This window comes from Moorena sp., assembly GCF_982860115.1.
On the sequence record NZ_CEYLVT010000139.1, the window covers coordinates 1 to 19,585 of the forward strand.

The 19,585-nt window shown below is 42.0% G+C and carries 14 protein-coding genes; 9 read left to right on the forward strand and 5 right to left on the reverse strand.

The window, feature by feature from the left end; all coding sequences use genetic code 11:
- Positions 1-295 precede the first annotated feature (295 nt).
- The 3 genes from AC4II3_RS21280 (at position 296) to AC4II3_RS21290 (ending at position 3,793) form a co-directional block, all read left to right on the forward strand.
- Positions 296-1,993, forward strand: coding sequence for a PfaD family polyunsaturated fatty acid/polyketide biosynthesis protein (locus tag AC4II3_RS21280; RefSeq protein WP_488011223.1), 1,698 nt, complete (start codon positions 296-298; stop codon positions 1,991-1,993).
- Between the two features lie 221 nt (positions 1,994-2,214).
- On the forward strand, positions 2,215-3,444 hold the full coding sequence (locus tag AC4II3_RS21285) for a hypothetical protein (RefSeq protein ID WP_488011221.1): 1,230 nt from the start codon (positions 2,215-2,217) through the stop codon (positions 3,442-3,444).
- Between the two features lie 61 nt (positions 3,445-3,505).
- Entirely contained in the window at positions 3,506-3,793 is a 288-nt protein-coding gene (locus AC4II3_RS21290) for a 2Fe-2S iron-sulfur cluster-binding protein (RefSeq protein WP_488011219.1), read from the forward strand.
- Positions 3,794-3,929: 136 nt separating this feature from the next.
- On the opposite strand, the gene AC4II3_RS21295 is transcribed toward AC4II3_RS21290, so the two are convergent.
- The gene (locus AC4II3_RS21295) at positions 3,930-4,685 is read right to left on the reverse strand and encodes a hypothetical protein (protein WP_488011217.1); all 756 of its coding nucleotides are present in this window, start codon (positions 4,683-4,685) and stop codon (positions 3,930-3,932) included.
- Positions 4,686-5,256: 571 nt separating this feature from the next.
- Between AC4II3_RS21295 and AC4II3_RS21300 the strand changes: the two genes are divergently transcribed.
- Together AC4II3_RS21300 and AC4II3_RS21305 are read left to right on the forward strand one after the other, a co-directional pair.
- Complete coding sequence (locus AC4II3_RS21300) at positions 5,257-6,837, forward strand: hypothetical protein (RefSeq protein ID WP_488011215.1); 1,581 nt, start codon at positions 5,257-5,259, stop codon at positions 6,835-6,837.
- A gap of 193 nt (positions 6,838-7,030) precedes the next feature.
- A complete protein-coding gene (locus tag AC4II3_RS21305; RefSeq protein WP_488011213.1) occupies positions 7,031-9,382 on the forward strand; it encodes a tetratricopeptide repeat protein in 2,352 nt (783 codons plus the stop codon).
- 168 nt (positions 9,383-9,550) lie between these two features.
- On the opposite strand, the gene AC4II3_RS21310 is transcribed toward AC4II3_RS21305, so the two are convergent.
- Entirely contained in the window at positions 9,551-10,660 is a 1,110-nt protein-coding gene (locus AC4II3_RS21310; RefSeq protein ID WP_488011211.1) for a cyclic nucleotide-binding domain-containing protein, read from the reverse strand.
- Positions 10,661-10,871: 211 nt separating this feature from the next.
- Positions 10,872-12,491: a cation:proton antiporter gene (locus AC4II3_RS21315; protein WP_488011209.1), complete on the reverse strand. Its 1,620-nt coding sequence runs from the start codon at positions 12,489-12,491 to the stop codon at positions 10,872-10,874.
- Positions 12,492-12,587: 96 nt separating this feature from the next.
- On the opposite strand from AC4II3_RS21315, the gene AC4II3_RS21320 reads away from it, so the two are divergent.
- Positions 12,588-13,829, forward strand: a complete 1,242-nt coding sequence (locus AC4II3_RS21320) for a tetratricopeptide repeat protein (RefSeq protein WP_488011207.1) — start codon at positions 12,588-12,590, stop codon at positions 13,827-13,829.
- Positions 13,830-14,309: 480 nt separating this feature from the next.
- Positions 14,310-15,077, forward strand: a complete 768-nt coding sequence (locus tag AC4II3_RS21325) for a hypothetical protein (protein WP_488011205.1) — start codon at positions 14,310-14,312, stop codon at positions 15,075-15,077.
- Positions 15,078-15,134: 57 nt separating this feature from the next.
- Here AC4II3_RS21325 and AC4II3_RS21330 read toward each other — a convergent pair whose 3' ends face one another.
- Entirely contained in the window at positions 15,135-16,112 is a 978-nt protein-coding gene (locus AC4II3_RS21330) for a metal ABC transporter substrate-binding protein (RefSeq protein WP_488011203.1), read from the reverse strand.
- Between the two features lie 234 nt (positions 16,113-16,346).
- On the opposite strand from AC4II3_RS21330, the gene AC4II3_RS21335 reads away from it, so the two are divergent.
- Together AC4II3_RS21335 and AC4II3_RS21340 are read left to right on the forward strand one after the other, a co-directional pair.
- Complete coding sequence (locus tag AC4II3_RS21335) at positions 16,347-17,165, forward strand: metal ABC transporter ATP-binding protein (RefSeq protein WP_488011201.1); 819 nt, start codon at positions 16,347-16,349, stop codon at positions 17,163-17,165.
- 162 nt (positions 17,166-17,327) lie between these two features.
- Positions 17,328-18,215, forward strand: coding sequence for a metal ABC transporter permease (locus tag AC4II3_RS21340; RefSeq protein ID WP_488029108.1), 888 nt, complete (start codon positions 17,328-17,330; stop codon positions 18,213-18,215).
- A 582-nt stretch (positions 18,216-18,797) separates the two neighbouring features.
- On the opposite strand, the gene AC4II3_RS21345 is transcribed toward AC4II3_RS21340, so the two are convergent.
- Positions 18,798-19,346 (reverse strand): calcium-binding protein, encoded by a 549-nt coding sequence (locus AC4II3_RS21345; RefSeq protein WP_488029109.1) that lies wholly within the window; start codon positions 19,344-19,346, stop codon positions 18,798-18,800.
- Between the last annotated feature and the right edge of the window lie 239 nt (positions 19,347-19,585).

The following is a 19,585-nucleotide window of genomic DNA, read 5'->3' on the forward strand; positions in this document are numbered from 1 at the left end:
GGTTAAATCAGGTCTCGGACCGATTGTTATCCCACCGGCTCACTCCAAATTCCCTTTTATTTTCCCCACCCCCTACCCCCCACACCCCACACCCTGTTTAGTTTTTAGCCTTGTTGTCACCCCCTGAGGTTAAATACCATGGACCACTGGGCTCTTTTAACTAGCCTGATTTGATATCAAGTCTGGTAGCGTTAAAACCCAATTAAAATAAGCTATCGGACTTGATATTACCAAAGTTTTGACAGGTAACTGTAATGGACTTCTAAGAATTAATTTAAAAATCAGCTGTATTATAATGACTAAAACTAGCTCTAAAGCATTCATTGGTTTAGATAAACCTCTAAGCAAAAATAATAATCAAAAGGATCATAAAATCGGATTTTTTAATTGTTTTTATGGTCAAAATCAAGGTTGGCAAGGGTCTTTGGATGAGATAGCATTTGATGATCGAGGAATTAAGGCTAAACTGCTAGATTTAGAGAAGTCCTGTTATATCGTTAGATCCCAAGGACAGATTGGCGTAACCCAAGAAGGCTACTGGTATCCTTCCGAAAATGGCAAGAGCTCTCAAGTAGAACTGTTGATGGCAGTTCCACCAATACAAATTCAACAGTTAGGCGATCCCAGTTTTTTATCCTTTCATGGGGTGAAATCTGCCTATGTTACTGGAGCGATGGCTGGTGGAATTGCATCTGAGGAGATGGTCATTGCTCTCGGCAAAGAGAAAATTTTGAGTTCATTTGGTGCTGGCGGATTAAGTCCTTCCCGCCTGGAAGCAGCTATTAAGCGTATTCAACAGGCCTTACCCCAAGGTCCCTACGCCTTTAATTTAATTCATAGTCCCAGTGAACCTGCGATTGAACGCCATGCTGTTGATCTATTTCTCAATTATGGTGTTAAAACTGTAGAAGCGTCTGCATTTCTAGATTTAACTCCCAACATTGTTTATTATCGAGCTGCTGGATTGGGACTCAATACAGCTAATCAAATCGAAATCAAAAATAAAGTTATTGCTAAAATCTCCAGAAGAGAAGTTGCTGCCAAATTTCTCCAACCTGCTCCAAGACAAATTATTAAAAAACTCGTTGAACAGGGATTAATCAGTGAGCTACAGGCAACTTTGGCAGAAAAAGTTCCCATGGCAGACGATATCACCGTAGAAGCTGATTCAGGTGGTCATACAGATAATCGATCTTTGGTTTGTCTGTTACCTTCTATCTTGGACTTGAGGGATGAAATTCAGGAAAAATATGGTTATGAAAACCCCATTAGAGTTGGAGCTGCTGGTGGGATTGGTACGCCACAATCAGCCTTAGCTGCTTTTATGATGGGTGCGGCTTATGTTGTGACTGGCTCTATTAATCAGTCTTGCCTTGAAGCTGGAACCTCTCAACATACTAAGGAAGTGTTGGCTAAAGCTGATATGACTGATGTCACCATGGCTCCAGCAGCAGATATGTTTGAAATGGGGGTAAAACTTCAAGTCCTCAAAAAAGGTACCCTCTTCCCCCTACGGGCCCAGAAACTCTTTGAGTTATATAGAAGCTATGACTCGATTGAAGCTATTCCGATCCAGGAAAGAGAAAAACTGGAAAAACAAATTTTCCAGAGAAAAATTGAAGCGATCTGGGAGGATACAATAGCTTATATATCCCAACGAAATCCTGATAAAATAAAACAAGCGGCTAATAATCCTAAGGTCAAAATGGCTCTGATTTTCCGCTGGTACCTAGGATTGTCATCTCGTTGGTCGAAGTCAGGGGAGAAAGGCAGAGAAATCGATTATCAGATTTGGTGCGGACCTGCAATGGGCAGCTTTAATAACTGGGTGCAAGGGTCTTACCTCGCTGCTCCAAATAATCGCAGTGTGGTTGATGTGGCTCACCACATCATGAATGGGGCTGCATTTTTACACCGAATACAAAGTTTAAAAATTCAAGGACTCCAAATGCCAGATTACTACAGTCAGTATCGCCCAGTTCCTCTTTCCTAAATTGTGAATGTTTAATTATTGATATTGTCAAGATTGGTAATTGGTAATTGGTAATTGGTAATTGGTAATTGGTAATTGGTAATTGTAATTACTCTTGAACGATTACCCATTACCAAAAACAAGTTGACTATGAACACTACCGCACAGTCCCCTACACCATCTAACTTATAGATTACGTAGATTAGGTAGATAGATTAATTAAATTTTTTCCTAAGGAGAATATGATGCTAAAAACCCATAAAGCACCAGATAAAGGAAGTCAATTTTCAACTCCATCAGAAAAAGTTGTCCATGGTCGGAAGAATCTTAAGCTGATGGATGTGAATTATCGGCGTAACACTGAGTCGGATTACACCGAAAAGATAGACCAGTTGTCTAAAAACTTCGACTATAGCAGCAATAGCAATTATTACTGGGGTGAACCTGAGCTTTCACTGCTGTACGGTACCCCCCTTTATGAAGCGGCTTCACCCTCCCAACAAAAAGCTCTCAACCATATCTATTGGGCTTTGGATTACTATTTCATTGCTGCTACTGAAACTAATACAATCTTATTCAATGAAGTTACAGCAAATGCCTTCTTTCCCTTTGATGATTACGAAGTTCTCTGTCATGCGCTAGATCTTGAAACTAATCAAGAACGCTACCATATTCGTGCCTTTCACACCATTGGTATTAAGACAGAGTTAGCCCTAATGGGCGAAACACTTTTTCACTGTCCTAGGTCAACCAAACCTCAGGAAATGGATAAAACATTAGCCGCCTTCAAAGGGATGGGTGGACGTGCAGGCTCTGGTTTTGGAAGCCATGTGTACAACATTAGTCTCAGTAATTCTCCTTTTCTAGCGAGCCAGTACTATGTTGCCCGTGGCATCGGGAATTTAAATCTCAAAAGTCGGGAATCTACGCTTTCCCAGGTATATAAGAGATTAGAGAAAAAGGGTGAGTTTATTCCCACTCCAACAGCAGTTTCTCGTTATCATCTACTGGACGAAAGTTTCCATACTGCAACGTCTCAGTTAATATCCCACGAAATCTATAAGGATTTCCCTCAGCCAAACCTCTGGGAGAAGTACCTTGCTAACCAAGTTATCTACAGGTTACAAAGCAATGTATTTAATGGGCTATCTACTACCCTCCCTGCTACCTGTGCTGGAAATTTTATGCCTATGGTGTATAAGCTCTTGCAAACACCTCTATTTGGCATGTCGAACCAAGAAGCATTACTGATGATGGAGAAGTGTTTCTGTCAGGAAAATGAAGGCTTACATGTGACAGCTAAATATTATCAGCGTCTTCTATCGGATATCCGCAAGTTTCTCGAAGGTCTAGACTATCTGTCACCTGTTAATCGCGAGATGCGTCTGATGGCGTCATCCGGTTCAGTTGAAAAAGCTGTTGCAAATAACATTCGAGAGTTTAAGCAGTTCTCGAGATCCGTTAAGCGTTAGGTCAAACTTGTGTCACCTCCTGCTCCAGTAATGTTATTAATGAGATCCCCAAATTGTTGCTATGGTGAGTATTCACGTTGAAGACGATCAAAAAACCCTTGAGGTCGAACCTAACCAAAACCTAGCTGAGATCTGCGATGAGCATCCCATTTCCCTTCTTTTTGGTTGTCGGGAAGCATCCTGTGGAACCTGTCTAATCGAGGTAGTTAGGGGCATTGAAAACCTGTCACCTATCACAGCTGATGAGCAGGATTTACTTGATGTGTTAGCTCCAGACAATCCTCATGCACGTCTAGCTTGCCAGTGTGTTGTGATGGCCGATATTAGTATCAGTAGTTTACAGGGGTGAGGGGATGAACAGGTTAGGGGATCAACAGGTGAGGAAAATTCCCTAATATTTTTTGTCCAAGCACAAGAACTGAGGGATGGAGTGATCACTCCATCACTCCATCACTCCATCACTCCATCACTCCTTAAACCAGAGATCATTGTAAAAACTCAGGAGTTGAAAGGGGAGCATCGATTCGACGTTGATTAGGCTTGTCAAGTTTATAAATAATCGGTGGTTCTGGTAGCAGCAGATACCGCTTGCCCCAGCCATCATTAATATCCTCAGCTCTAGGTTCAGGTGGTTTGGTCTGACCGGTGGGTAAGGCAACGGACAGAACTTGACGTGCTTGGACATACCGTTGACCATCGGATGTATTGTTGATCAGGCTGCTTGCTAGGGTTATCCGCTTTTTCTTTAACTCCTCTTCTAGTTCCCAGATGGACTCTTTGGGGTCGAGGGTAGCTAGGAAGGTTACTTCCTCTGCTGGTGTTAGAGATAACCCAAGCTTGGACTGATCCATTTGCCAGACTTCTTGAAACTTACCGTCTGGTGCAATTTGCCAGAGCTTCAAGTCGGTCTCCCATCTTCCCTTCTTTACATCGACATTTTCATAAGCCAAAATTGAATAGACAAAATTTGCGTCTCTGTTGAAAGAGAGCTGTTGATTAGGGTGCAAATAGCGAATCGCTGCTACCGTGATGGGATTTTCCTCGGGAAGATTCGTGGTTCCTGCTACGGTGTAGATCCCTGGACGGTCTGATTTGGTTACCCTAAGCTGAAAAATTGCTTCGGAAGATTGACCGAGTAATCGATTAGTTAATTCCCGTCCTGGTAATGAAAGCTGGGTGCATCCAGTACTTAATAGTAAGAGTATAAAGATGCTAAATAACCCTTTGAAAAAATGGGTCATATTTTGTTTGACTATTTTTTTTACCAAAATAAAAATAAAGGTTTTGTGCATAGCCGATAGTTGCATAAAATTGTGATTAAATAAAATTTTAACAGGTTAAAATTTATTTGGCTCAAATTTATTTATGATGATTAATGGTTCCTATGGTTAATTTTTATTCATTTAGTTTTTTTATGTTATGATTTGACCCAGTTATTTAAACTATTTATAGTATTTATAGGATGAATGATTTTGCTGGAACTATCCCCTAATAGGTAATTATTTATTTTTTTTTTGGTTGTATGAATTTGAGATTGACATTAAGTCCAGTAGTATTGGGGTTCAATAACATTGATAAATTTAACAACCTTATGAGATCGGATTAAACCTAAGACTTTGAACAAAGTAATTAAGCGGAATTATATGACATAATTAGCCCCAATAAAAAAAAAATAGAGCAGCTTTTATCGGCTGTTAAAACATTTATTGGCCATAAATGTTAACTAAGCACAGTTATATTTCATTGATTGTGGTGCTCATGAGAGACATAAATCAAATCCCTATTGCTATTGATACTAATAATCAACCAAGCATGAGCGCCTCAAAGCGTTCGGTTGGGCTAAGTTACTTATTATCCATTTCTTCGACTTCCGCCTTAGCCAAATGGGGTTTTCTCGCCCCGATCACCCTATCACTCTTGTTAGGTGTTGCTAGTCTTAAAACAGAACCAGCCCATGCTCATTTTTCGGGGCTATGTGCTAGTCTTCCGGATCAAATTGTTTCGGAAAAACCTCTTAGCCCTAAGAGCGAAACCTCGAAACCATCACAGAATAATGTCTGGAGCAACACAGACCAAGACCGGCTGGACAGGTTCAACTCTACGAATTTGCGTGAAAAGGCTCAGGAGGACTGGGCTGTTAAGGATTCATGCACGAGGATGAGGGCTAGGTTTCAAGCAAACCCGAAGAGCCAATACTACTCGGTTAGTAGCGGACAAGAATTTGGTTGTGCCTACACAAACGAAAGCTGCCTGAGGGACTTTGATAGGACTGTAGGTTTATCCAAGCAATATGACCCTAAGAGCTTCCAGCCCAGTGAAGATGATTGGGTATCGATTGAGCCTAAGAAGCTGGCACAAACCAACTTTGAGGAAGCACCAGAGCGTCCATTAATTCCAGAGATTGAGCCTAAGGATGATAACCCGTTAGCTCCGACCCTAAACGTACAAGGTGCCTTTCTCAATCAGGTAGACACATCAGCGAGACTACGGCTGCAAGGAACTTATCCTATTTCTCCCCATGCTTTGTTTGGTGCCACAGTTGACCTCACCACTGGGGATGGCTTTTCCGACACCGAGGAAACGGGATTAAGTCTTAATGAACTTTACTTTACGACTTCTGTGCCTAGCTATTCTAATCTGCGCTTTGTGGTTGGTCTAATGGATTTGACATCTTATTTTGACCGCAATAGCTTTGCTAAAGATAGTACGACCCATTTCTTTAACCCGGTGTTTCAGACGAATCCTGCTCTGGCAGCAGCAGGTATAGCGTCCCGTCCGGGGGTGCTGCTCAACTGGAATTTAACCGACAACCTGGAAGTAAGAGCTGCGGGCTTTTCTTCAGACCGAGACCTGGATGATTTTGCCTTTGATGGGTTTTCTTCAGAGCTAGCTTTCCGGGTAGGTACAGCAATCATTCGGGGGACTTACCTATCGGCTCGGGATGCTCAGAAAGATGGATTCCAGGAAATTTTTTCTTTGAACCGAGGGGATAACGAGTTTGGTCCGAAGTCCTCTGACCGCGAAGAAGCTTACGGGATTAATGGAGAACTATATATTCCTGCCCTCAAGATGGGACTTTTTGGGCGGTATGGTTGGTACGAAAATCTTGATTTAGATGAAAGCGGGGATACCTACAGTGTGGGTCTGAACCTCTTAGATTTGTTTATGGATGATGACCGACTAGGGCTTGGCTATGGTCGGCAATTGTCTAATGATGACTTGCGCCGGGACGAAGGTAATAAAGTACCAGATGTTTGGGAATTGTTCTATGACGTGCGTGTTTCACCTAATGTGCGTGCAGGTGTGACTTTGCAAGGACGAGATGAGTTTTCAGATACAATTCTTGGTGTTCGAGTCAGGGCTGATTTTGATGTTAGTAATCTGTGGGATTGAGTGTTTAGTGTGTGAGTGTGTGAGTAATGAGTAATAGGTTTTTCAAGCTACTCGCTAATAGAATTGCTGACATAGATAGAACATAGACACTGATTCATCCTTGATAGTTAATCCTTGATACTTTATCTTTGATAGTTTATCCTTCATCCTTGATAGTTAATCCTTGATAGTTCATACTTCATCCTTTTGACCAATGAATAACAATTCTCTTGGCAAAAAAAATTTCCACTGGCAGCGTTGGTGGGTCTTTTTGATGGTTTTTGGGTTAGCAGGAGTATTAATCTTCAGCCCAGTTGAATCGGTGGTACCAGCGCTCCAAGCACAAGTTACTTCTGCAGTACGCCGAGGTTACTCTCTGTTAAAGAAAGGATGGGTGGATAATGCGATCGCAACCTTTGAACAAGCTCTAAAAGGCTCTCCCCAATCGAAGGAAGGGAGGTTAGGTCTAGCAATAGCGTATCAGCGAGCAGGGCGAGATGCAGATGCTTGGGCTGCTTATCAACAAGTCCTAGCTATCGACCCAAACAATAAAGAGGCTCTGGAAGCGGTAGGAGAATTGGGAGGTTATCGTCCTGAATGGCAGGCGGATGGGATTGAAGCCCTAACTACTTTATTAAACCTAACTCCTAATGATACTAGTGCTCGTGCTCAGCGGGCTTTACTGCTTGGCTACCAAGGTCGTTTTCCGGAAGCCCTAGATGATTATAAAATTGTGCTGGAGAGCAATCCTACACCAGAAATCATGCTTGGTGCTGCTCAAATTTATACCTATAGTGGTGACTATCAGCAAGGGCTGCAGCTATTTGATCGTTACCAAGCTAGCGGTAAGCCAATTCCGGGAAATGCAGCGGGAGCCTATGCTCTGGCTCTACGAGAAACTGGGAATCCTCTTCAGGCGGTACAGGTATTGGAAGCTCAACTCAATCAATTTTCCCAATCCTATGGCAATGATACCTATCTACGGGCTGATTTAGCTCAAGCTTATCAAGCCTCTGGGCAACTGACAGAAGCTTTGTCTGTCCTAGAACCGTTGCGAGGGAGAGATGAAGCAGCTTTACCCTTAGCCCGAGCCCTTTCAGAAATTGGTCGTCGTGAGGGTCGCTCTGACCTAACCGAAGACGCGGTTACTCTCTACCGTGAGGTACTGGCCTCAACATCAAAGCCATCTTCTGCTTTAGTCAGGGAAGTGGCTGATGTGATGAGTGAGCTACCAAGCCAGTGGGCATCAGCTCTACAGCTTTATCAGCAGTTGACCGAGGAGCAGTCGAATAACCAAAGTTTTTTGGTGAAGTCGAATAACCAAAGCTTGTTGGTGAAGCAGATTATTTTAGAAGGTAAATTGGGTCAGTTATCCCGAACTCAACGGCGACAGCGGCTGCTTGAGATAACCCAAACCCTACCGAGTGAAGCAGCTCAGCAACGAGATTTAGCCCAAGCTTTGTTGCGTCTAGACCCTCCTGACCCAGAACTGCTTAGTGTTTACCAAGATTTGTTGGCTACAGGGATAGATGTACCGTTTTTGAATTTCCGTGTTGCTCAGATTTTGATAAAGCAGAATCAACTAGCCCAGGCAATAAGTGCGATTGATAGTTACAGGGCAACCTCTACTGGTAGTTCCGACCAGAGTACGGAATTATTGCTAGCAGAGATTGACCGTCGCCAGGGAAATCTCGATGCCAGTATCCAGCGGTATCAGAGAATTATTCGGAGTAACCCAAATAATAATTTGTTCAATGGTGCTTTGCGGGGGTTAGCGGGAATCCACATTGCCCAAGGTGATCCACAGAAAGCTCTGGTTATCTATGACCAGCTGCTATCTCGCGATCGCAATGATTTATTAGCCCAGCTGGGGCGTACTAGTGTGGCATATCAGACTAAACGTATTGACCAAGAGCAAGCGGAAGGGGTACTCAATCAATGGCTACAGACTCAGCCTTCTATTGATCCACCGCCGGAATTGTTGAGTTTGGTGGGTGCTTTGCCTGCTGACCCAGCACGAGAAACCCTGTACATTACTCTACTAGAAGTCTCACCAGATAATGCTCCTGTACAATTGCGACGACTACAGGTTTTAGCAAAGCGAGACCCTAAGTTAGCTAAAGCTGAAATAGCTGAGTGGATTGCGGGTAATCCTGATAATATTGATGCCTACTTTGTGCAGGGAGAATTGGCTATGGGATTGAGGGATTTGCGATTAGCTAGCAACGCTTACGAAGAAATTTTGGAACGGGAGCCTGATCAAATTGGTGCCTTACTAGCGTTGGCAGGGATTAACTTTACTCAACAGCACTATGCTAAGGCAATGGGGTTTTATAAACAGATACTAGAACTGGAGCCCAAGAATTTATCGGCTCGCCAAAACTTGGCTGAATTAAGTGTAGCCCAAGATTTTCCCTTTACAGCCCTCCAACGGTTTGAAGGACTCAACTCGGAAGAGAAAGAGTCTACAGGGACAGCTAATCCTAAGCTCGATAATCGCATCCTGCGGCTGGAGGTGGATATTCTGAAACGGCGAGGTTTTCAGCCTTATTGGGAGCGGTACTAATACCCTGTCAATTTAGTTTTTAGGGTTAGGGCAAGATGTTAGGTTTTAGGTGTTAGGTTTTAGGTGTTAGGTTTTAGTCGTTAAAGCCTAACACCTGATAGCGTTTCGATTTGATTTGTGAAACAAGCACCCTGTTTCAATAAGACTTTAATCTAGTTTAATTTTCTGTCAAACTAAACTCATATACATAAATAGATAGCCAAGCATAAAATGGAATAATGATACCCCAAACAAATTGTAAGTCCTTATATAAATAAGACCAAATATTTCACCGGCAACCAATGTAATTAATATCGCTTGAGTTCCCATACTAACGTGAAAAATTCCAAATATAATGGCGGCAACAAAAACAGAAAAGTAACCTTTTTTATCTTGGAGAAATCGTTGCAAAGATGTTTGTACAAGACCTCGTACAAACTGTTGCAGATAAGAGTGTATAAAATAAGTCAATGGTGTCAGGGCTAGTAAAGATATGGGAAATTTTAATAATTTTAAGGTTAATTGGTTGTCGCTGGTAGTTCGATCTATTCCCAACGTTATTAAACCTACTAATATCAGGGCTATGCCAGTGAATATCAACCCATCTAAAACAGATTTTTTGAGATTTATTTTTGTCACTCCTACGTCATCTAAAGACATTTTAAATTTTTTAAATAAAAATAAAGTAGGAATAATGATTACTACCATCTGAATCCAAATAAATGCCACTGAATAAAGATTCATGAAATTTGGGAAAAAATCATCCAAACATGAATTAAGAAGTATTGCAATCAGCGACATCATTAATAGGATGACGAAAAGCAAACCAAAATTATTGCGTTCCTTTAGCTGGTCGATTTGTTCTTGGAGATTAGCTATATATTGAGTAGTCCAATATCGTAGACGCTTACTGACGTCATAAGTTATTGCTTCATCTATAATCTTGATGATTTCTTGAGCGTCATCGACATTCTCGAGCAGTTGGGTTCTAGATAAGATATAAAGTTCAGTATTCGGTTGTGCTATTACAGAGCAAGTTCTAGGTCCTTCATCGAAGAATGACATTTCTCCGAAAGTTTCCCCGGCTAGGATTTCTCCAAATTTAATATTTGTATTAGTACGGGTTTCAACTTTCAATAAATCAACGGCTCCTGAGAGAATAAAGTAAATTTCACTACTATAGTCTCCTTCTTTGACAATCAACTCTTCCTGAGAGTATTTTTTAATTTCTCCAATCCTCTCTACCTCTTTTAACTGATCTTCGTTCAGGTATCCTAAAATCTCAAATTTCTCTAACATGGATTAATACTGCCCAATCGAGGGTAACAATAAATCAAATCAACAAATCAAATCAACGACTTAGTCGCTGTTTTTTTTTTAAAGTATCAAAAAATGATACAGATGGCAAAGCCATAATTTTAAGAATTATGATTGTGATGTATTTTCCTCTTTACTTGCGTATTACCACTGACATTATAACGGTTTGGGGTTTATTTTAAGAGGGATGGCTTTAGTGGTGGGAAGCTTCAGAGGTTCGTTCTACTTCTTCAACCAAAATTACTGGAATTGGACTGGTTTCTAACACTGCCTGAGATACGGACCCGACCAGCACTTGCTGCCAGGGTTGATGTCCCCGTTTTCCCATCACTATATCTGTTACTTGATGCTCTTGGGCTATGCGAACAATTTCTTCGGGAATCGAACCGGTTAAGGTAATAAACTGATGCCGAATATCCAAGAGCAAGCGTTTGGTTTGGTTCTGTAACTGCTTCACTTCTGACTGATTTGATGTGGTGATCACATGTAAAACAATAACTTCCCCATTACTTCGTCTTGCTAAATCTGCTACTTTAGTTAATACGTGGGTGGCTAAACTAGAGGTATCGACAGCAGCTAGTAGGAGAGTATGAGAGGCAACGGTTACTTTGGTGGGGTCTACAGGGTCTTGGGATAGGAGTTTAGGGGCAAAGGTGGGAATTGCCCAAGCCCCTAGGGGTGCGGTAATCAAAATCGAGAGGGCTGCGATCGCTAAAATTGTCTGACCTCCTTCTAGCCCTTGACTCAAGGGAATACCCCCAATGGCTGCTTGTACTGTGGCTTTTGCGGAGTTTCCGGGCAACAAAAACAGTTTCTCTCGCCAAGTCCAATTACTTCCCAATGTGGAGAGATACCACCCGACCATCCGACCGATAAATAACCCAATTGCGAGGATTACAATGCCAGGTAACAGGGTTGTTTCTAATACCCGCAGTTGAATACTGGCTCCCATCAAGACAAATAAAATAATTTCTGCTACTACCCACAGATGGTTAAATTCCACTCGCAAGCGTCGTGCTAAGGGAGGGTCTAATCCTATTAGGAAAAATCCCATTGCCATGGTAGCTAAATAGCCAGAAAAGTATGGCATAGTTTTAGCTAACACTACCAACAATAAGGCAAGTGCTGCGGTAATTAAGGTATCTTGGACGATAGTTTCGGTCCAATTTTGTTTGGTTAATAGGAAAATAATTAACTGAGCAGCGATATATCCAATTAAGACACCAAGGGCGACCTGGATTAGAACTTGCAGGGGCAGGAATTGGAGAGCATTACTGTTGATCGTTCCCTGTGCCAAGAAATTCACCATCAAACTGAAGAGTAGCAATACTAGAACATCGGATAAGGCACTACCAGTCAGAATCACATCTGGTATCCCTTTAGCTACACCCCAGCCTAAACTTTTGAGTCGCAGCATTCCTGGCACAATCACGGCGGGGGATTCTGCTCCCACTACACAGCCTAGGAGTAATCCAGTGGGAAAATCGAAATTAAACAGTATCATGGCAGCAACAGCTACTGCGATCGCTTCGGTGATGGCGGGCAAAAAGCCTAACCTTACCGCAACAGTTCCTTGCTCCATGAGTTTCTCAATATCCAATCCTAGTCCTGCCCGCATTAAGATCACCATAACCGCGAAGGTGCGTAGGTCATCAGCAATAACTAGGACTTGTGGTGCGATCGCATCCCCCACTTCTGGTCCGATCAGGATACCCACCACAATCATGCCAATCAAAGGAGGTGCTCCCAACCGACGGGCAAGTTGACCCCCAAAAAAGCCCATCAATAAGATCCAAATTGTACTGGCTAGCATCCGAAATGTTCGCGCTCGTATATAAAATGTAATTACTTGTCGCTCAATTATGAAAACACAGTTGATTCGGATTGGCAATACTTGATATCAGTTGTTATGAAAATAAAGCCTAACCTTGCTATTACTTTGGCTACTTTACTGCTATCAGTTGAGGGGGCAATTGCTCAACCTAATTCATCATTTCCTAAGGCTACACCACCGACTCCACTACTGTCGAACCAACAACGCGAGGAAGTGGAAAGGTTAATTAACGATCATCTAGAGAAAAGTTACACAATTCGCAATCAGATCCAATCGGAAGTTCATCGAACCTTTGACTGGACGATTAACCTACTCAACCTTTTAATTACAGTATTAATCGCCATCCCTATTGTTACTAGTCTGGCAGTGCTCTTGCTACGTCGTAGCATCATCAACCAATTAGTGTCTGAGACGCAAAAGCAATTCCAAGAAGAAGCTGAACAAAAAATAAAAGAGCAAATTGATGCTGAAGTCACTACGGAATTAAAACGACAAGTTGAAGCTTTTAAGCAGGAGCTGGAAACCCTTAAATCTGATTTAGTTTCTCAACTCCAGCATCTAGTTGTGGATGCTCAACATGAGAAAGAGCAGATTTTTCACGAAATTTCTCGAATTACTCCGTCCATTATCCAAGAAGAATTTGTTGCTCCAGAAGTCCAACAAAAACTGGAAGAGCTAACTAAACAGCTGGAGTCGTTAAAGTCTGCTAATCCCCAGCTCTACTTAACGGTTGATGACTATATCAATCAAGGCCACGCTCTGTGGATTGAAAATCGCTATCAAGATGCGATCGCATCCTATGAAAAAGCGCTTCAGCTCCAGCCAGATTCCGATGTGGCTTGGTCAGGAAAAGGCCAAGCCCTGCAGCGATTAAAGCGATATGAAGAATCCCTCGCTGCCCATGCTGAGGCGATTAAAATTAATCCGAACAACTTTAGGAGTTGGTTTGGACAAGGTTATACTCTCAGATACATGGAACAGTATGAACAAGCACTTATTTCCTATGATCAGGTTATTCAGCTCAACCCAGATTTTCATCATGCTTGGAACCATAGAGCCTATGCTTTGATCAAACTTGGTCGCTATCAAGAAGCCTGGAAAAGTTTGGAAAGAGTACGGCAGGTAAAATCAAATTCATCTAATCTTTACTACAACGAAGCTTGTTATTATGCCTTAAACGGTGAGATTGACTCAGCAATTGCTAGTCTAAAACAAGCGATGAGTTTGAATGATAGACTTAAGTCTATCATTAATATTGATGCGGATTTTGACATGATTAAAGACGATCAACGGTTCCAAGACCTAATTAATCCATAGATCTGAGCATTGTATGTATCTCTTCGTCTACCTTTGCTGGCATCTAGAGAGCAGGTAGCTACTGGTAGTGAGCAGACAGTTTAAGGGTTTTGAAATTACCTACATCGTCTCATCCGTTACATCCCCTAATTCATCCGTTACTCCATCTGCTCCATCTACTTGAATGTACAAGTTACCGGTTTAAGAGCTTAGTTATTTCTAGTTTTGTAACTTATCGCACATTTCTTCTATTTAATCTTGTCTACCCAATTCCCAATTTCTAATTTTTCAAGCCAAAATATTAAGTAATACCATGTTGCATTCCTTGGGGTAACTATGTTTAAGGTTGACCGTTGAGGGGTAAACGTTAACTATTAATAGTCAAATACTAGTCAAATACTACTCAACACCAACGGTAATCCTATCAGTAAATTACCACTTTGACCGCCACTTGGTATAGGCCAGTTAAATGGGTGACTACAGCAGAGAAGGAGAGTGGCCGTGACAACCCTTAAAAAATTAATCGACCAAATCAAGACAGAGTTATCTGACGAATTCAGTCAGCGGTTGCGAAAAATGCTTATGAGCCAGGACAAAGAGTGGTTAGTAGAGCAGATCATCTCATTAATCTTGAGCCGAGACAACCAATTGGTATGTGGGATACAACCGCCAACTACCCAGAAGCTAGCTCTAGCCTTAGAAGATAAAGAAAGAAAACACCGGGCTAGACTTGAACGCATCTCTAAGATAGAGCTTGATGAGCACAAACTAGCCCAAATTATCAAGAGGTATAAGAGACTAGATCGGGAGCAACTCGAAGCAGAAGGATACCTAAACAATCCCCCTCAAAAAGGGACAGCTCTAATTACTAATGCCGAAAGGAGTAGTAAGGGTAATGAACTTTTGCTTGAAGCTAAAGATGTGTTTTACGCACTGCTCTTTGGGGATGAAAATACTAATGTTCGATTTGTTCGAGTAGAACGGGAACTGTTGACCTTGATCGTACCAGAGCATAAATTCCACGTTATAGACTTCATGGTAGCGGTAACCCAAATAGGAGGAGAAGGAACCTGGAAAGATCCTAATAATGTCTCCCATGACGACCGGGAAAAAAATATTATCTTGCAGACGGAATACGGTGAAGTCAAGAGCGAACTGATTAGTGAAGGGTTACTGGCTACTGTGAAAATGCTCAATAATCTGGAAATTAATGAACAGGTACTTTATTTTCGGATGATAGATGTGGAGCAAAGTTCCTTGATTGCTTAAATTATTAAAAACTTAAACAAGTTTCTGGCAAGTAGTCAACTGTATTAGTAAACTACATTACTCAACTGGATTAAACGTTTGATAGTTCCCTCCTAAGCCTTCAACAACTGTGTGAGTATTAGTGATTAACATTTTGATGTAAGTATCAGCTTCACTACCTGGTACACCCAAGGAATCAGAGTATAATTCTTGTGGGGCTAATTTCACCCCAGCTTCCTGAGCCACAGTGTTGATCAAAGCTGGGTTGATTGTGGTTTCCGCAAAAATCGCCGGAACCCCAATTTTTTTGATAGCGTCTGCCAAACCCTTGACAGTCTGAGCACTGGGTTGTTCCTCAGTACTGATGCCAATTAAGGTTCCAGCCACTGGTATGCTATAGGCATTAGCATAATATTGAAAAGCATCATGAGTTGTGACTAGGTAGCGGTGCTTCTTAGGAATAGTTTGAATCTGCTGGATAATCCAAGCATCAAGCTTTTTTAATTCAGCAGTTAGCTGTGCTGCATTCTTGGTAAATTCTTCCTTGTCCTCTGGTGAGAGTTCAATCAACTGATCCCGAATGGCATTGATCATTGCGATCGCATTTTTAGCATCCCCCCAAACATGAGGATCCGGTTCCTTCTTGCCTTCGTATTCAAAATCCAAGGGTGACACCACTTCCCCAACCGCAAAGCTCTTGATGTTAACCCCAGCCGACTTAATCAGCTTAATCAGTGCTGGTTCCAGATTGTAGCCATTGTATAAAATCAGATTAGCTTGTTCCAACGCAATAGTATCTGCTGGGACTGGCTCATAAACATGGGGATCTGCTCCCGGTTTTAGGATACCCGTCAGTTCAATTTCATCTCCTCCTACTTGTTTCGTCCAGTCGGTAATGATAGTGCTAGTGGTCACTACATTGGGCTTATCATCGCCATCAATACCACTCTGGTTTGTTCCGGTGGTATCACACCCACTGATCCAGACTCCTAAAATGATTACTACTGTCAGCCACCATTGGCGCTTTCTACTGTGAGACTGAGTAATTACTCTCATCGGCTTAATCGTTATCTTTTGATCAGGACTTACGCAGCAAAACAGGTTAGGTGCGCTTGACCCGTAATTAAATTTGCCACGGGTCGCACCTCTGCATCGCTATTAATCAAAGGCTGAAATCCCTGTAACTTCGCTAAGAAACTGGGTTTACAGCATAAGTCTTATCATATTCTTTTCATTTTTCATGATAAACTATTTTCATATTTGTTTCATTTTTTGCTTCCGGAACCCTCTATGCCAGATGCTGCCTCGGTTCATCACCTTGCTTCTCCTAAGAGGAAACACCAAGCTGGATATAGCAATTTGTCCCAGACAGGAACCATTACCCTAAGGCAACTGGGTGTACACTACCGCCTAGTAGAAGCACTCAGGGATATCAACTGTGAGATCAAACCAGGACGATTAACTGGAATTATTGGTCCGAATGGTGCTGGGAAAAGTACTTTGATCAAAGCCATGCTGGGGTTAGTTCCCACTGCGACGGGCAAAGCTATGTATCACGGAAAACCCTTGATAGAACAGTTAGAAAAGGTGGCTTATATGCCACAGCGGACGCAAATTGACTGGACTTATCCCGCCACGGTCTGGGATGTTGTGCTAATGGGTAGAGTCCGGAAAACAGGATGGTTTCGTCGCTTTTCCACGGTATCCCGACGGATCGCAGCGGATGCCATCGAACAAGTTGGCATGAGTGATTACCGCAATCGTCCGATTGGACAGCTATCGGGAGGACAGCAGCAGCGGGTTTTTCTCGCTAAAGCATTAGCTGAACAAGCAGATATATTCTGTTTTGATGAACCCATGGCTGGTATTGACAAAAAAACTGAAGCTGTAATTTTTACTATCCTCCATCAACTCGCCGATGCCGGAAAAATTGTCCTAGTCGTTCATCATGATTTGGGAGAAGCGATCAGTAATTTTGATGATTTGATTTTGTTGAATCGGGAGTTAATTGCTAGTGGATCTAGGCAAGAGGTATTGAGTGCAGCTAATATGCAACAGGCTTATGGTGGTCAAGTGGTTTTTTGGTTAGATCCAGTTGCTGTCAAGTGAAAGAAGGCAAAAGGCTTGCATACAAAAGGCTTGCATACAAAAGCTGATTTCTGATAGCACAAAAAAATCTTCCCATCGCTCTTTTCTACTGTTCCCTGTTCCCAGATCCGCTGTTCCCTTTTACCATCAATCTTATGTTGACATCTCACCTTAAAATGTTATATGTTAGAGGTTTTAATTGAGCCGTTGCACTATGGGTTTATGCAGCGATCGCTAATTACTGCGGTGTTAGTGGGCATCGTTTGTGCCGCAGTTGGTAGCTACCTAATGGTACAGCGACTTGCCTTACTCGGAGATGCTATCAGTCATTCTGTACTACCAGGATTAGCGATCGCATTTATGATCGGTGCTGACATTTTTGTGGGAGCCTTTATTGCTGGGGTAGTTAGCACTGTTGTGATTACTTGGATCCGGACGCGATCGCAAATTAAAGAAGATGCCGCCATGGGGATTGTGTTTTCCGCTTTCTTTGCCCTAGGTATCACCTTAATTACGGTGATGCAGAAAGATAACAAAATTGACCTCAATCACTTCCTATTCGGCAATATTCTGAGTGTCACCAATGAAGAAGTAATCAATACAGCCATTATCACCGCCATTGTACTATCAATCATTCTCCTGCTGTACAAAGAATTAATGTATTATACTTTTGATCCCTTAGGGGCAAAAGCAGCAGGTTTACCAACCAACTTGCTGAACTTTGGTCTGATGATTTTGATTGCCTTGACCATTGTCGCTAGCCTCAAAGGAGTTGGAGTGATCTTGGTGCTAGCCATGTTAATCACACCAGGAGCAACAGCTTACTTATTAGTCCATCGGTTGCACCAGATGATGATTTTGGGTTCAGCCCTTGGGGTAGTAGCTAGTATTACTGGTATGTACCTGAGTTATTTTTTTAATCTGCCTTCTGGACCAGCAATTGTTTTAGTAGCTTTTGGTTTATTTATGCTGGCATTTTTATTTAGTCCCAGTCAGGGAGTGTTAACTCATCCGACTAATCAATTAGGACAAGCACAAATTTGGCAAGAAATTAAGCGGTTGTGGCGTTGATATAGCATTTTTATTTCAGTTGTGAACATAGTCCTCCTTGAGAAAGGCAAAAGGCAAGAGGCAAGAGGCAAGAGACAAGAAAGTATATAGGAATTTTTGGGAATGGAAAGAACTGTCATATTTTTTTCCATTCATTTTAAAATGCTATATCTAGTATGGGATTGTGCTTCCCACACCTGCACAAAGGAAGGCAGCTATTGTGAATAAAAGGAGTAATGTTTAATCGGAGAAGGTTTTTTAGATAGCGTTTATAGGACTCATGAGGTACAGTCTTCTTTGACGTTGATTCCCTGTTTTAATGCAGGGCATCCCTATTCCTTCTTATGTCTTCCCTGTTCCCTGTTCCCTGTTCCCTGTTCCCTAAAATCCAGACATTGTGTACCTCACAAGTCGTATAATTGCTATAACTAATTATCCTGACATCTTATCATTCATTGGTGAGAATCGCAACAAGGGAAAAAGGGGGAAGATCACCGAAGTTGTAATTCTGTGATCTTCCTATCCTCATCTAACAATAATTATGCAAAAAAATGATTTTATGCTCCGGCAAGCTTTGCTCCACTGCAGGCTTGCAGAAAAACCCTAGACAAACACCTGATCGAAATTCTCGTTGAGAGTGCTAGCTTGAGTGAAACGCACCACAGCCAAGAGGTCTCCGCCGCCAAAGATTTTAGCACCATTAGCACCATCTTCGATGACAATGTGACTAGATTTTGCAACATCAAAGGTAGTCATACCAAGCTGGAAGTTGTTGATAGTATCAAAGCCATTGCCAATTTCGAGGACAATTCGATCATCACCACCCCCTAGGAAAAGGGTGTCGTTACCACTGCCACTATTAATGTAATCATCTCCAGAGCCAGAAAAAATCAAGTCATCACCAGAATCACCAAATATTACATTATTACCTTCACTGCCGAAGATGGTATCGTTACCGGTACCACCGATAATCCCATCTGGCTGTGAACCCCCCTCGATCCGGTCATTACCATCACCTCCGACAAGGAAATTTATTCCCTCACGACCAAAGATCATGTCATCACCAGCCAAACCATCAATCAGATCGTTTGCGCCAGTGCCTGACAGGTTATCATTGCCTTCTGTTCCCGTGATAATTTTGAAAAAATTCATTGATCTTTGCTCCGTAATTAATCAATCGTTAGCTTTGAGGTAACCCAAACCTCGGTTGTATCTGAGGTTGTGTCTGAGGCTGTATCTAAAAACTGCTGTGTTTTTCAGCCTCTAATAGTTAATCAACTTAAATGTTTCGTTTTTCTACAAAAGTGCAAACTTTTGTAATATTTCTTAACAAAAGTCCTGGGCAGACCAACCCTGATCAAAAATGCGCCTGAGTTAACTCAGACGCACTA